Annotated in this window: 16 protein-coding genes; 5 read left to right on the top strand and 11 right to left on the bottom strand. The window is 64.4% G+C overall.

All coding sequences use genetic code 11. The annotated features are described in order from the left end of the window. The first annotated feature begins 364 nt into the window (after positions 1 to 364). Positions 365 to 445: a pyrroloquinoline quinone precursor peptide PqqA gene (pqqA, locus tag P6U28_RS21530; RefSeq protein WP_008562446.1), complete on the top strand. Its 81-nt coding sequence runs from the start codon at positions 365 to 367 to the stop codon at positions 443 to 445. Here pqqA and P6U28_RS21525 read toward each other — a convergent pair. Genes P6U28_RS21525 through P6U28_RS21515 form a run of 3 tightly spaced genes read right to left on the bottom strand, consistent with a single transcriptional unit; the run spans position 414 to position 4,847 of the window. Beyond that, positions 414 to 659 carry a hypothetical protein gene (locus P6U28_RS21525; RefSeq protein ID WP_407123207.1) on the bottom strand — a complete coding sequence of 82 codons (246 nt, stop codon included), beginning with the start codon at positions 657 to 659 and terminating at the stop codon, positions 414 to 416. The genes pqqA and P6U28_RS21525 overlap by 32 nt on opposite strands. Continuing rightward, complete coding sequence (locus P6U28_RS21520; RefSeq protein ID WP_407119808.1) at positions 656 to 3,790, bottom strand: efflux RND transporter permease subunit; 3,135 nt, start codon at positions 3,788 to 3,790, stop codon at positions 656 to 658. The genes P6U28_RS21525 and P6U28_RS21520 overlap by 4 nt, the downstream gene beginning before the upstream one ends. Continuing rightward, on the bottom strand, positions 3,780 to 4,847 hold the full coding sequence (locus P6U28_RS21515) for an efflux RND transporter periplasmic adaptor subunit (RefSeq protein WP_407119807.1): 1,068 nt from the start codon (positions 4,845 to 4,847) through the stop codon (positions 3,780 to 3,782). The genes P6U28_RS21520 and P6U28_RS21515 overlap by 11 nt, the downstream gene beginning before the upstream one ends. 196 nt (positions 4,848 to 5,043) lie before the next feature. On the opposite strand from P6U28_RS21515, the gene P6U28_RS21510 reads away from it, so the two are divergent. Then, the gene (locus P6U28_RS21510; protein ID WP_122406536.1) at positions 5,044 to 5,253 is read left to right on the top strand and encodes a hypothetical protein; all 210 of its coding nucleotides are present in this window, start codon (positions 5,044 to 5,046) and stop codon (positions 5,251 to 5,253) included. A gap of 9 nt (positions 5,254 to 5,262) precedes the next feature. Here P6U28_RS21510 and P6U28_RS21505 read toward each other — a convergent pair whose 3' ends face one another. The 5 genes from P6U28_RS21505 to P6U28_RS21485 are packed head-to-tail and all read right to left on the bottom strand — an operon-like array spanning position 5,263 to position 8,917. Continuing rightward, positions 5,263 to 5,610 carry a hypothetical protein gene (locus P6U28_RS21505; protein WP_122406537.1) on the bottom strand — a complete coding sequence of 116 codons (348 nt, stop codon included), beginning with the start codon at positions 5,608 to 5,610 and terminating at the stop codon, positions 5,263 to 5,265. 26 nt (positions 5,611 to 5,636) lie between these two features. After that, the gene (locus tag P6U28_RS21500) at positions 5,637 to 6,431 is read right to left on the bottom strand and encodes a pentapeptide repeat-containing protein (RefSeq protein ID WP_164937031.1); all 795 of its coding nucleotides are present in this window, start codon (positions 6,429 to 6,431) and stop codon (positions 5,637 to 5,639) included. Positions 6,432 to 6,479: 48 nt separating this feature from the next. Beyond that, the gene (locus P6U28_RS21495; protein WP_407119806.1) at positions 6,480 to 7,208 is read right to left on the bottom strand and encodes an ABC transporter ATP-binding protein; all 729 of its coding nucleotides are present in this window, start codon (positions 7,206 to 7,208) and stop codon (positions 6,480 to 6,482) included. After that, complete coding sequence (locus tag P6U28_RS21490; protein WP_122402185.1) at positions 7,198 to 7,935, bottom strand: ABC transporter permease; 738 nt, start codon at positions 7,933 to 7,935, stop codon at positions 7,198 to 7,200. Before P6U28_RS21490 ends, P6U28_RS21495 begins: the two co-directional genes overlap by 11 nt. A 1-nt stretch (position 7,936) precedes the next feature. Next, positions 7,937 to 8,917 carry an ABC transporter substrate-binding protein gene (locus tag P6U28_RS21485; protein WP_407123093.1) on the bottom strand — a complete coding sequence of 327 codons (981 nt, stop codon included), beginning with the start codon at positions 8,915 to 8,917 and terminating at the stop codon, positions 7,937 to 7,939. Positions 8,918 to 9,004: 87 nt separating this feature from the next. On the opposite strand from P6U28_RS21485, the gene P6U28_RS21480 reads away from it, so the two are divergent. Continuing rightward, positions 9,005 to 9,364, top strand: a complete 360-nt coding sequence (locus P6U28_RS21480; protein ID WP_122402187.1) for a hypothetical protein — start codon at positions 9,005 to 9,007, stop codon at positions 9,362 to 9,364. Positions 9,365 to 9,635: 271 nt separating this feature from the next. Here the strand turns inward: P6U28_RS21480 and P6U28_RS21475 are convergent, their stop codons facing one another. Together P6U28_RS21475 and P6U28_RS21470 are read right to left on the bottom strand one after the other, a co-directional pair. Further along, positions 9,636 to 10,454, bottom strand: a complete 819-nt coding sequence (locus P6U28_RS21475; protein ID WP_407119805.1) for a quinoprotein dehydrogenase-associated SoxYZ-like carrier — start codon at positions 10,452 to 10,454, stop codon at positions 9,636 to 9,638. A gap of 50 nt (positions 10,455 to 10,504) precedes the next feature. Further along, positions 10,505 to 11,428 (bottom strand): quinoprotein relay system zinc metallohydrolase 2, encoded by a 924-nt coding sequence (locus P6U28_RS21470; RefSeq protein WP_407119804.1) that lies wholly within the window; start codon positions 11,426 to 11,428, stop codon positions 10,505 to 10,507. A gap of 127 nt (positions 11,429 to 11,555) precedes the next feature. Between P6U28_RS21470 and P6U28_RS21465 the strand changes: the two genes are divergently transcribed. Together P6U28_RS21465 and P6U28_RS21460 are read left to right on the top strand one after the other, a co-directional pair. Further along, a complete protein-coding gene (locus P6U28_RS21465; protein ID WP_122402190.1) occupies positions 11,556 to 12,440 on the top strand; it encodes a substrate-binding domain-containing protein in 885 nt (294 codons plus the stop codon). Continuing rightward, positions 12,437 to 12,994 carry a PQQ-dependent catabolism-associated CXXCW motif protein gene (locus tag P6U28_RS21460; RefSeq protein WP_407119802.1) on the top strand — a complete coding sequence of 186 codons (558 nt, stop codon included), beginning with the start codon at positions 12,437 to 12,439 and terminating at the stop codon, positions 12,992 to 12,994. The genes P6U28_RS21465 and P6U28_RS21460 overlap by 4 nt, the downstream gene beginning before the upstream one ends. 55 nt (positions 12,995 to 13,049) lie before the next feature. On the opposite strand, the gene P6U28_RS21455 is transcribed toward P6U28_RS21460, so the two are convergent. Then, complete coding sequence (locus tag P6U28_RS21455; protein WP_129144501.1) at positions 13,050 to 13,355, bottom strand: copper-binding protein; 306 nt, start codon at positions 13,353 to 13,355, stop codon at positions 13,050 to 13,052. Positions 13,356 to 13,381: the final 26 nt, after the last annotated feature.

Below are 13,381 nucleotides of genomic sequence, written 5' to 3'. Positions count from 1 at the left end.
CGCCGACCAGCACGATGAATCGTGCAAGCGGTGAAACGGCGACTTCGTCCGAGGATGCGCAGCGGCAAATGCAGAGTGAGCCGACGGCGGCTCAGCGTGCCGAAGGCGCCAAGCCGAACGCGGAAATGGCCGACAAGGGCTGCTGACCGCGCCATTGTCGATTCGGCGTGCGGTGCGTTGCACAAGGTGATGTCTCGCGGGTCGCTTTTGACCAAGAGGGAACTGGCTTTGTCCGAGAGAGAAATGCAGCCACGAAGAATCGACACAGACGCGCTCGACGGTCGAATCGAGGCTTGAACTGCACCTGACGCAGCCCTAGGTTTTGCGCCGCGCGATGTCGCGCTCAATACCTCGGGAGACCCGAATGGCTTGGAAAGCTCCGAAGATCGTGGAAGTGCCGGTCGGCATGGAAATCAACATGTACGCCTGCGCTTCGCGCAAATAAGACCGACGATCTGCCGCGGCTTCGATGGCGAACGCCGTCGCAGCCGTGGCAGTGTCTTGGCGTCAAAGCAGTTCATCTGGCTTCGTAACGTCGTGCCGCGATGGCGGTCGATGAGCGCGCTCGAAAGCCTCAACCGCCAGTGCGGCATCCTGCCCAGCGTTGCTGCCGCTTTCCTGACGATGTGGTCGAGACCGTAACGCGGATCGGCGTTCATCCAGCACGAACCTTGAAACGTGCGTAGCGAAGCGCAAGGGTAGGCAGGACCAGCAGACTAAGTGCCATCGAGGTCATGAGACCGCCAAGGATGACGATCGCCATCGGGCCTTCGATTTCACGACCTGGTTCCCCTGCGCCTATGGCGAGCGGCAGCAATCCCAAGCCGGTGACGAGAGACGTCATCAGGATCGGGACAAGACGATCCGCCGCCCCCTCGATCGCGGTTTCAGGTCCCCATACACGACCATCGATCAGGACGAGATGTTCGTAGTGGGAAATCATGAGGATCGAGTTCCGCAAGGTGATTCCGAACAGCGTGACGAAGCCGACCATCGACCCGAGCGAAAGCAGGCCGCCCGTCAACGCGAGCGCGAGCACGCCACCGACCAATGCAAACGGTAGATTGATCATCACCAGCAACAGATTTCGCCAATGGCCGGTGACCATCGAGAGCAGAACGACGATGCCCGTCCCTGCCAGTAAAGAATTGACGATGAGATCGCGCCGCGACCGGGCTTGAGCCTCGGCCGCTCCGGCAAATTCAATGCGGGCGCCGGGCGGGAGTTTGACTTCGCGGGCAAGCTTGCGTTTGGCGGCGGCCACGAAGGATTCGAGATCGCGTCCACTGACGTTCGCCGTTACTGTCTGTACGCGCTGCGCATTCTGGTGCTGGATCTGATAGCGGCCCGACGTTTCATAGACGTCGGCGATCTGCTTGAGCAGAATGTAGGCGCCGCTCGGTGTGCGCACCGGCAGGTCGCCGATCTGGGTGAGCCGCGCGCGGGCGGGTGCATCGAGGATGACGATGATATTGAAGACGGCATTGCCTTCATATCCCTGGCCGACGATGTCGCCCTGATAGGCGGTACGCACCAGCTCGAGCACTTCGACCGCATCGAGTCCCCAGCGTTGCAGATCGGTCGGCCGAAGCGTCACATTGACCTGCGGCATGCCCGGAGGCGTGCGTCGCTGCACGTCGGCGGCACCCCCGACTTCGTCGAGCTCTCGTGCGACGTCGCGTGCAGCGCGATCAAGTGAGTCGAGATCAGGCCCGTAGATGTTGATGACCACCGCTGCGGAGAATCCGGAGACGGTTTCCTCGACGCGCTCGGTCAGGTAGGTCTTGCTCGAGAAGGAAACCCCGGGAAAGTCGGCGAAGGCCGCCCTGATGCGCGCTTCTGCTTCGGATTGTGCCCGACCGGAGAGCCCGGGCTCCAGATCGACCTCGAACTCGCTGGAATGCGGACCAACCGTGTCGATGCCGGCCTCGGCCCGGCCTACGTGCTGCGCCACCCTGCGAATGCCCTGGATGTGCCCGAGCGTATCGGTCATCAATTTGCCGATGCGAAGAGATTCGTCGAGCGAGGTGCCTGGGATCGCGGAGACGTGCAGGATCAGATGACCTTCCCGCAGATCCGGCAGGAAGGTTCCGCCGAAGAAGGGCAGCATCGCCGCTCCCGCGATCGTGACGGCCGCGGTTGCCGTCATCACCAGCTTCGGGAAGCGGCCGATACGGCGCAGCAAGGCCTGGTAATAGCGGCGGGACCAGCGCACTGCCGGGGGTTCATGCAGGCGCCGTTCGCCGCTTCTGCCGACGAGGAGCAGCATGGAGAGCGCCGGTGTCACCGTCAGAGCGACCGCGAGCGATGCGATCACCGCGAAGACGTAGGCGATGCCGAGGGGGCCGAACAGACGGCCGGCAATGCCGGAAAGCGCCAGGATCGGAAAGAACACCAGCAGGACCGCAAACGTCGCATAGGCAACTGCGGTGCGCACCTCGAGGAAAGCGTCCAGCACCACGCGGGCTTCGGCTTTCGGCGCCGTCGTTCGGCGATTTTCGCGTAACCGGCGTACGACGTTCTCGACGCCGATCACGGCGTCATCGACGACTTCGCCGATCGCGATTGCGAGGCCGCCCAGCGTCATCGTGTTGAGAGTTTCGCCCATCCATTGCAGTGCGAGCACTGCAGCTATCAACGACAGGGGAATTGCCGTGCAACTGATGATCGAGGTGCGCCAGTCGAACAGAAATAGAAAGAGAACGACGACCACGAGTGCTCCGCCGATCAACAGCGCGTTGAGGACGCTCTCGGTCGCCGCATCGATGAAATCGGCCGGACGAAATATGTCCGCATGGAGCCTGACGCCGTCGGCTTCGAGGCCAGGCCGCAGCTCCTGCAGTGCAGCTTCCGCGCGTGCGGTGACCTCTCGCGTATTCGCGCCATATTGCTGGCTGACCATGAGCATGATGCCAGGCACGCCGTCGATGAGAGCGGCGCCGATCGGCGGCTCGGGAGCGGTCACGACGGTGGCGACGTCGCCGAGAACCACGCTGGCGCCGCCTTCGTGCAGAAGCACGGTGCGGGCCAGCTGGTCGGGCGTCAACGACTGTCCCTGGGTTTGCAGCGTGATGCGCTGATTGGCGGTATCGATGAAGCCGGCGCCGCGAACGCCGGTCGCCTTGCGCGCGGCAGCCAGCACGTCATTCAGACCGACCCGGAAGCGGATCAGATCGTCCGGGCGGACCTGCACTTGGAGAGACCTGACGTCTTTGCCGTAAGTCGAGACTTGGGCCACGCCTTGCACCGCCAGAAGCCGTCTTGCCACGGTCCAGTCGGCAATGGTGCGCAAATCCATCAGCGAACGCTGGTCGGACGTGAGGCCAATCACCAGCACGGTGCCGGCCAGCGGGGTCAATGGTGTCATCGACGGCGGCTGAACGCCCTGCGGCAGCCGCGCGGCCGCGACGGTTAGACGTTCGGTCACCAATTGGCGCGCCCGATAGATATCGCTGCGCGGCTGGAAGACGACGGTCACGACCGAGAGGCCCTGGATCGATGACGAGCGCAGGCTCTCGACGCCGGCCAGGCCGTTGATCGACGTTTCGATCGGTTGCGTGACCAGGATCTCGACATGCTCCGGGCTGAGGCCGGGGGCTTCGGTCTGGATCGTCACCTGCGGCGGTGCGAATTCAGGGAAGACGCCGTATTTGGCTTCACCAAGGGCGAACAGGCCATAGCCCAGGAGGGCAAACGAAAGCGCGAGCACGATGCCGCGGAAGCGGATGGCGAATGCGACGACGGCGGCTTGCGGCCCTGACCTGCCGGAGCCGGTGTCATCAGTCGTCATCGCGACCCCGAAGCTCGCTCTTGGCCTCCTCGGACAACAGGACCTGCGCGCCCCGCATGACGATTTCGGACCCGGATGGGATGTCCCGGACGACGTAGTCGTCATCGGAGACCGGCTGATCCATGCTGATCGGATGCCGTCGGAAGCTGTCGGGACCTACACGCAGGTAGACCCATGATCGACCCTGCCACCGCACGATCGCGGTGTCCTCGATGAACACGCCCTCGTAGGTGTTGCCCGAAGGCACATAGACCGTGGTGTTCATGCCGGGCAGCAAGCCGCTATCGCCCGGCACGGAGAAGAAGAAGCTCAATCCCTGAATACGCGGGTCGGTGCGCGTTGCCGGAGAGATGTAGTGGAGATCGATATTTGCATTCCGCGTCGGCGCCTGCGCCAGTGCCGTGGCTGGAGTGCCGTCGACGGTCACGCCGGGCGGCAGCGTCACCTGAACCAGAAACTGGTCGCGTTCGATCAGCCTGACAACGGCAGGCGAGCGCTCGACGATTCCGCGGCCGATGACCGGGCCCCATTCCTGCCGGGCCGTTGCGACGAGAGTCCTGAGCTGCGATTCCGCCGCGGTCAGCGCCGCCTTGTCGATCCGCAACGTTCCCTCTGCGGTCTCGGCTTCCTTCTTCGGGAGGGCGGCGGAGTCGACGAGATTCTTGATCCGGTCGTATGCGCTCTTGGCGACTTCGAGCTTCGCCTGCGCCGTCTGGAGTTGGGCTTGCGCATTGGCGTAGCTGTTTGTGAGCTCCGTGATGCGGGAGATATCGAGCACGGCGCCATAGGCGCGGAATTTCTCGGGATGTGGAGCTGCCTCCAGCGCCGCGGTTTCGAGCCCGACCTGTGCCTGCTGGCTCGGCGTCAGCTTGACCACCGGCTGGTCGCTTTCTGCGGTGCGGGAAGGCTCAGTGCGGCCCGAATTCGATTTGTCCGGCTGCATCTCCGCCGCGGCAGCTCGCCGGGCGTAACCCGTGACAGCCCAGGTGCTGGCGATGAGCATCAGCACGCAGACTGCGGGCGCGACGCCGCGCCGGGAGGTTTCCGTAAGAGCCATCAGCCTGTTAGCAGTTTCAGGAACGAGCTTATTGACGAAATTGGCGGGCGGCAAGGCGCCGGTTGCACGTCCGGTGACGGTCGAAGCGTGTGGGCGCGAGTGACCATTCCCGCATGGCTCACGCCCGTTTGAAACTTCCGGCTGCCTCAGCCGTAGGTTCTATGGTAATTTCTTCATGATCCCTGAGGATCCCGGCATGAACCCGATTGACCTGGTGGTGACTGTGTGTGCGGTGCTCTCGCCTGCGACTTGCGAGGAGCAGCATCTGGTGTTCAACTATTTCGGGTCGCCCCGCCAATGCGTGATGGCCGCGCCGCCTTATATCGCGCAATGGGTCGGCGAGCATCCGAAATGGCAGGCGGTGCGGTGGCGCTGCGAATATCCGCACACGCATGACAAGGCATGAGCGGCGGCGCTACTTGGTGCAATCCTTCAGATCCTTATCGGCGATTGAGAACACCGCGTCGGCCCTGATCTCGATGCCGCGGACGATGCACTGCCGGCCGTTGGGATAGCTTACTTTGGCATCGTAATGGCCCGGCTCGACGCCGATGATGCGCAGCCGCTCGTCGTGGTCGACCTCCTTGTCCTTGTCGTTCAAGCATTGGTTCGGACCCCAATCGGTCCTGCCGGCGGGAGCGAGTTGGAAGCCGGAGATCGTCTCAGTCGTCAGATTCCAGAGCCGGATTCCTTTGCCCTTGGCCTGCGCGGCGGCTTCGCCGGCAAGCGTCAACAACGCGATCAAAGCCAGAATCCAACGCATCAGCCAGTCCTCCCAATGGCGGGCCGTCATTCCCTGATCAGGCGCTCGCGGTTCCTTGCCTTGTCGAAATTCTTGGCGCGGTCAAGGCCGTTCGGAGCGATCAGCTTCGCCGAGACGAGATCGGCGCCGTCGAAATCGGCATCGATGACGATGGCGCCGGTCAGATCGGCGCCGCCGAGTTCGGCGTTTTTCAGTGATGCCCCGCTCAGGTCGGCACCCCTGAGGGTCGCGAATTCGAGGTCGACGCGCGACAAATCGGCGTTGCGCGCGTTCAGCCGTTCCAGATTGGCGGATCTCAGCACCGCGCGCATCAGCCCCATCGACTGGTTGCGCATATCGGCGCCAAGCTTCGCGTCCGCGATCGAGGCGCCAATCATGCTTGCGCCGGTGAGATCGGCAGCGATGCGCGCTCCCGACAGGTTCGCCCCGTCGAGACGTGCGCGGGCCATTTGCGAGGCGAACAGATGGGCGGCCTTCAGGCTTGCGCCGGTAAGATCTGCATCCAGCAGCCACGCCTGATCGAGGATTGCACCGTCAAGCTTGGCGTCCCGGAGTATCGTCCTGTTGAGCCGCGCGGCGCGGAGAACCGCGTTGGACAGGTCCAGGCCCGAGAGATCGAGGCCCGACAGGCGTTTGCCGGTGAAATCGGCAGGCCGCGCAGCGCTGGCTTCGGCCAGCACGGCCTCGACCTCGGGCCTCGTCATTTCGGCCGAGACCATCGCGGGCGAGGTGAGGTCGACGCCACGCATCATGTCCTGCGCGCTCGCGGTCATCGCCACGAGTGCAAGACCAAGCGTCGCGAAGGCGACCGTCCGCGTCATCACCATCTCCGCCGCCGGCCCAGTCTAGCACGTTCGCCAGGCGACCGGCTACGAGACATCTCGCTCAGTGCGGTCGCCTTGAATTCGTTGGGCGAGGCTGGTCTTGATCGCCGCAATCTCGGCCTCGCCGCGTGTGTCGCGCGGCATACCGATAGGCACCTCGGCCACGATTCGCGCTGGCCGGGGCGACAGGAAGAACAGCCGATCGCCCAGCCGCACCGCATCGTCCAGGCTGTGTGTCACCAAAAGCGTCATCACCGGACGGCTCGCGACGAGCGTTGCAATCTCATCGCGCAGGCGTCCGGCGAGAGCGTCATCGAGCGACGCCAGCGGTTCGTCGAGCACCAGGATATCCGGCTCGACGGCAAAGGCGCGGGCGAGCGCCACGCGCCGGGCCAAACCCAGCGAGAGCTCACCGGGATAGTGGTCGCGGTGCGCTTCCAGCTCGAGGATTTTGAACAGCTCGGCGAGCCTGGCATCAGCGATGTCGGGGGCAGCCAGCCGCACATTCTGATCGACCGAGCGCCACGGCAGCAGTCGCGGCTCCTGGAACACCATGCCGATCCGCGCCTCCGGCGGCCGCGCGATGCGGCCTGCAAAGTCGTGGTCCAATCCCAGGATGATGCGCAGCATGGTGCTCTTGCCGCAGCCGGATGGGCCGATCAGCACGCCGACCTCGCCGGACCGAAGCGCGAACTTGACCGGCGCCAGCACCTCGTGCGTTCCGCCCGCGGCACTCCTGAAGGTCTTGCCTGATATCTCGACCTCAAGCCGCACGGGGCCGCCACCTGTTTGCGCGGGCTTCGAACGGCTGCACCAGCAAGGTTTCGATGACGAGCACGACGGCGGCGAAGGTCAGCGAATAGGCCAGCAGCCGCGGCGTGTCGAACAGCTGGAAGGCGACGCCGATCTCGAAGCCGACGCCGTTCGGCCGTCCGAGCAGCTCGGCGACCAGCACGATCTTCCACACCAGCGACAGCCCGGAGCGCGCGGAGGCTGCGATATAGGGCGCGAGCTGCGGCAGCACGACGTGGCGGAAGGCGCGCCAGCGCGGCATCGCGAACACGCTCGCCATCTCGTCGAGCGAGCGGTCGAGCGCGCGGGTGCCCTCGCGCAAGGTGACGATGGCGGTCGGCAGCTTGTTGATGGCGATCGCTGCAATTGCGGCAGCCTCGGAGAGGCCCGCCCAGATATAGGCCAGCACGATCACGACCAATGCAGGCAGATTGAGCAGCAGGATCAGCCAGGGATCGCCGAGCCGATCGGCGAGCTTGACCCGGCCCATCAGGTAGCCCATCGCGCTGCCGAGCGACATCGCCAGCACGAAGGCGAGCGCGACGCGTGCCAGCGTGGCGCCGAGATGCAGGAACAGCGCGCCGGATGAGGCCTCCGCGATCATGACCTGGAGCACGGCCGGCGGGGAGGGCAGCTTTGCGCCCCCGACGAACAACGCGGCGATCCACCAGATTGCGAGGAACAGGGCGAACGAGAGAAGACGCAGCACCTCAATCTCCGGGGCCTGCGTGATAGAAGGTGCCGGGGTCGAGCTCGGCTGCGGGGCCGACGAGGTCGCGGCCGCCGATCTCGGCCAGCACGCGGTAGAGCACGCGTGCATCGTTCTCCTCGTCGTCGATGCTCCGGCGCGGAATGCCGTCGCGATAGCGATCGCGGTAGGTCTTGAGCACGGCCGGGTCGGTAGCGCCGGTGAGCGGCCCGACCTTGTCCCAGGCTGCATCCGAAGTCGCCAGCAGCTCCTTGGCCTTGCGGGCCATCGCGATGAAGCGCGCCACGGCGTCGCGATGGCTCGCGGCCCAGTTCTCGTCGAAGACATAGCCGACCGCGGCGACGGCGCCCTTGGCGCCCAGCGTCGGCAAAATGTCCTCGATCCCGGTGAGGCGTCTAAAACCCTTGGCTTCGAGCTGGGCGCAGAAGTTCCAGAAGTTGAGGCTCGCATCCATCTCGCCATCGAGCGCCTTGGCAGCGATCAGGGGCGGCGCGCCGTAGACAACGGTTGCTTCCGATTTCAGGTCGATGCCGTCCTGCTTCATCCGCGCCTGGAGCAGCAGCCAGCTCTTGTCGATCGCCCCGCCGGCGACCGCGAGCTTGCGGCCCTTCAGATCCGCGAGCGACTTGATCGGCGAAGAAGCCGGCACCATCACCGCGCCGAGCGCGCTGGAATAGGGATAGAAGGTGAGCTTGGCTCCGAGCGCACGCTCGCGCGACACCCACAGCCAGTCGGACAGGATGATGTCGGCGCTGCCGGCGCGCATCGCGATCTTGCCGGCCTCGGTGCTCGCGAGCTCGGTGACCTGCAGCGACAGGCCGGCCTCCTTGTCGAGGCCGGCGCTGCGGATCGCGGCCAGCTCCCAGGAGAATGTTCCGGTCTTCTGCACCGCCAAGCGGATGGTATCCGCAGCGCGGGCCGGCACGGCTAGCGTCAGCGCCAGCGGCACCGCGAACGCCAATATTCGTCCCCAAACTCTCATCACCTTGTGAGCCGCTTCCTCTGACCGAGTGCTTTTCAGGACAATAGGCATAGCATAGCTTTGGTCGCAACCAGCGGGAGGACGCGCATGAAACTGGCCGGGCAGCTAGGACGGATTGTCGCCGCATTGGCGGTACTGGCCGCTTCCGCATGCGTGGCGCGGGCCGAGGAGGCCAATGACTATCCGACCGCGGCGCGCGCGGAATATGTCTATGGCTGCATGAAAGCCAATGGCGAGAGCCGACAGTCCATCGAGCAATGTTCCTGCTCGATCGACGTGGTTGCCTCGATCGTGCCCTACGAGCGCTATGTTACCGCAGAGACCGCGCTCAGCATGTCGCAAGTACGCGGCAATCTCGGCGTCCAGTTCCGCACCTCGGAGCAGGCGAACGCGGCGGTGAATGATTTGCGCCGCGCGCAGGCGGAAGCCGAGGTGAGGTGCTTTTGATTATCGCGCGTAGGCGGTGCCATCCCTTCTCCCTTGCGGCCCCTTGCGGGAGAAGGTGGCGCGAAGCGCCGGATGAGGGGTTCTCACCGCGCGCTCAGCTGTGGAGACATACCCCTCACCCGTCTCGCCGCTAAAGCATGATCCGAAAAAGTGCGAAGCGGTTTTCCGGAAAGATCATGCGTAAACAACAAGCTAAAGCGCGATGACGATTCATCCAAATCTCATTGCGCTTTAGCGCGAGGGGAGAGGGAAGGGCAGCGCAAGCCGCGCGCTAAGTCCCGGGCTTCTCCACGTCCCATTCATTCCGAAACACGTGCCCATCGGTGTCCTTTGCCTCGGCGCGGAAATGCTTGGCGCCGTTGGAGACATAGGTGAAGCGCAGGTTGGGATCTTCCGAGATCGAGATGCCGCCTTCCATCGACAGCACCGGGCTGTCGTCCTGCGTCAGCTTGATCTGGTTGACGAAGAAGGCCGGGATATAGAGCTGCGTGACTTGGTCCATCTGCAGCCCGGAATTGTTGGGATGGCCGATCATGATCTGCGCCTCGCGCACACGGCTCGCCGGCGCCTCCTCGCGTGCGAACTGCCGGTAGCGCATCTGGCCGAGCCGATTCCTGGCTTCCTCGACATTCTTTGCCGCTGGCGCCGAGCAGCCGCCGGAGGCTTTCACATAGACTTTCGAGACATAGAGCTGGCCGTCGCTGAGTTCGGCCACCGCATGCACGTCGGTGTAATTGTTGACGCGCACGCGTGTCGAGATCTCCGTGACATTGGCGTCCGGCCCGAGCTCGAACTTCGCCGCCATAGGCGCGGGATTGCGATCGATCACCAGTGTGATCGAACGTATACGCCTGCTGTCGCCAGGCGACAGCTTGCTGCGCAAGGTGACCGGCACGATCGCGGCATCCTCGGCGCGATAGGGCATCTCGATGCCGATGACGCCGCTGCCGTCGTTCATCGGACGGTTGCTGAAGATGTCCTGCACCAGGCCCGGCCAGGGATCGTAGGCCTCTTCGGCCTGCGCGGGCGTCGCGAAAGCGAGGCCGAGCAGGAGACCGGTGAGCGTCAGGCGGCGTGTGAATCCCGTCATGGTCATGGTCCTGCGGACGATACATCGTTCGCTGCAGCCTAGCGCGCCAGCTACTCCCATTCAATTTCCGAGAATGCTGCAGTTGCGTTGCGGGCGTTGTAGTCGTCGAACAGCTGCCAATGCGGCCGTTCCGACGCGGCCGCCTTGTCCGCGGCGGCGCGGATCGGCTCGCCGTTCCTGTTCAGCGTGCGGACGTCGGACAGCAGCGTTGACAGGTAACGCCGCTCATCGGTCAGTGCGGCAGGCCAGCCGCTCACCGGGCCATGACCGGGAACGACCCGCAGCGCCGGGATCGCCTCGAGCCGGTTCAATGTGTCGAGCCAGCCGCGGATGCTCCCATCCATGACCGGAATGTGGCGGAGAAAGACCAGGTCGCCCGCAAACAGGGTCTTGGTCGTCTCGTCGTACACGGTCAGGTCGGTGTCGCTGTGTCCGGCCGGCCAGGCGCGCAACGTCAGGCGCCGCGCTCCCAGATCCAGGATCGTCGTGTCCGAAACCAGCAGGCTCGGGGCGATGATCTTGACGGCATCGATCAGCTCGCTGCCCATGATGCGGCGGAAATTATCGAGATAGAATGGCCCGCGCGTCGCCAGTGCCTGCGGCAGCCTGCTGTGGCCGACGAAGCTGGTTCCGTCCGCAACAAAGGCGGCATTGCCGAAGACATGGTCGGGATGACCGTGAGTGTTGATGACATAGCGGATCGGCTTGGATGTATGGGCCCGCACGGCGGCCAGCAGCGTCTCGCCTTCGCGACGGCTGCCGCCGGTGTCGATCACGGCTACGGCCTCATCGCCCACGACGAAGCCGACATTGGCAATGTCGCCCTCGTTCTCGCGGTTCATCAGGGCGATGGTCCCGGAGTGTACGAAGATTCCAGGCGCGACTTCGCTCACAGGCAATTCGGCCGCCCCGGCGCGTGCTAGCGTCGCGAGTCCCAGGGACAAGGCTGCGATCACGAGAGCGATGCGAGACACTTTTCCGCCTCAGTTCAAAGGGTTTGTCTCATTGCACTGCAACAAAGCGAGGCCAGCACAAACATGGCACACATGGCGCGTCATGCGTTGCATGGATAACATTCAACCAAAACGAGGAGGAAGCGCGATGACGCAGGCCGGACGACATCGTCGCTGGATGTTTTCGCTGTGGGTCGTGGTTGCATCCTGTGCGTTCGGCGGTGTCGCCAGCGCGCAGACCAACGAAACCGGCGACCTCTCATTCGAGCTGGTCGATCCCAAGGTGCTGCGCGTCTGCGCCGATCCGCGCAACCTGCCGTTCTCCAACGAGAAGGGCGAGGGGTTCGAGAACAAGCTCGCCGAATTCCTGGCGGACAAGCTGCAGAAGAAGCTCGACTACGTCTTCTTTCCGCAGGCCACCGGTTTCGTGCGGATGACGCTGGGCGCCCATCGCTGCGACGTCATCATGGGCTTCCCGCAAGGTGACGATCTCGTGCAGGGCACCAATCCCTATTACCGCACGACCTATGCGCTGGTCGCGAAGGTCGGCAGCGGGCTCGAGGATGTCGACACGCTGGAGGACGCGCGCCTGAAGGGCAGGCACATCGGCATCGTCGCCGGCACGCCGCCGGCGACCAACATGGCGTTGGCCGGCCTGATGGGCGACGCCAAGCCCTATCCGTTGATGATCGACACGCGCTTCGACAATTCGGCGCAGGCGATGATCGATGACCTCGTCGCCGGAAAGATCGATGCCGGCGTATTGTGGGGACCGATGGCCGGCTACTATGCGAAGAAGGCCGGTTCTTCGCTTCACGTCACGCCGCTGGTGAAAGAAACCACCGGCCCGAAGCTGGTCTATCGCATCGGCATGGGCGTGCGCCCTGCCGACCAGAACTGGAAGCGGCAATTGAACAAGCTGATCCAGGAGAACCAGGGCGAGATCAACAAGATCCTGCTCGATTTCGGCGTGCCGCTGCTGGATGAGAGTGATCGGCCGCTCGGCGCGGAGACGGCCAAGAAGACGCCGTGAGATGGCCTGTTGCCGCTGCGCTGGCTGCCGCCATCCTGGCGGCGCCGGCATTTGGGCAGCAGCGGGAGCCGTTCGAGCCCGAGGGCTATCGCACCGACAATTATCGCGCGCCAGTGCCGGCGACGCTCGCTGGCGCGCGCGTGCTCACGACGGAGGAGGCGGAGACGATCTGGCGCGCGAACAGCGGCGCCTTCGTCGACGTGATGCCGCGCCCGCCGAAACCGAAGAACCTTCCTGCCGGCACGGTGTGGCGCGACGCGCCGCGCAGGAACATTCCGGGCAGCATCTGGCTGCCCGACACCGGCTACGGCACGCTGCCATCCGCCATGGACGATTATCTCCAGCGTGGCCTCGCGCGCGCCTCCCGCGGCGACAAGGCCGCGCTGCTGGTGATCTATTGTCTGGCCGACTGCTGGATGTCCTGGAACGCCGCCAAGCGTGCATTGGCGTCCGGCTATTCCAATGTCGCCTGGTATCGTGATGGCACCGACGGCTGGGAGGAAGCAAAACTTCCGACCGAGGAAGCGCACCCGGAGCCCCGCCCGGACCAGTAACGATTGGGCGAAGGTGCTCTGCCTGTCCCTGCAAGCGGGAGAGGCAGAGACAGTGCTACGGCTTCTGCTTCTGCAGCTTGGTCAGCGTCCCTGTGCCGTTGGTCTCGGTCGCCGAATACGTCACGCTGTCGCCGGCATGGACGGCGTCCAGCATCGCGGCATCCTTCGCCTTGTACTCCTGGAGCGCGCCGGCGCTGCCTGCGCTGGCGCCGACCGTGCCTTTCTGTGTCTGCTGGATCGAGATCGTGCCGTTGAGCCGATCGATCCGCGTGATCATCCCGGTCATATCGTCAGCAAGGGCGCTCGTTGCGAGCATGCTGAGCGCTGCAGCGCCCGCGAAGACGAATATTTTTGTTCCCATCGAGACCTCCCGACGTCTGGAGTTCA

The sequence above is a fragment of the Bradyrhizobium sp. STM 3561 genome, from assembly GCF_045571455.1.
GTDB classification, from domain to species: domain Bacteria; phylum Pseudomonadota; class Alphaproteobacteria; order Rhizobiales; family Xanthobacteraceae; genus Bradyrhizobium; species Bradyrhizobium vignae.
The sequence above is the reverse complement of the archived record's forward strand: the minus strand, read 5'-3'. Positions and strand labels throughout refer to the sequence as shown.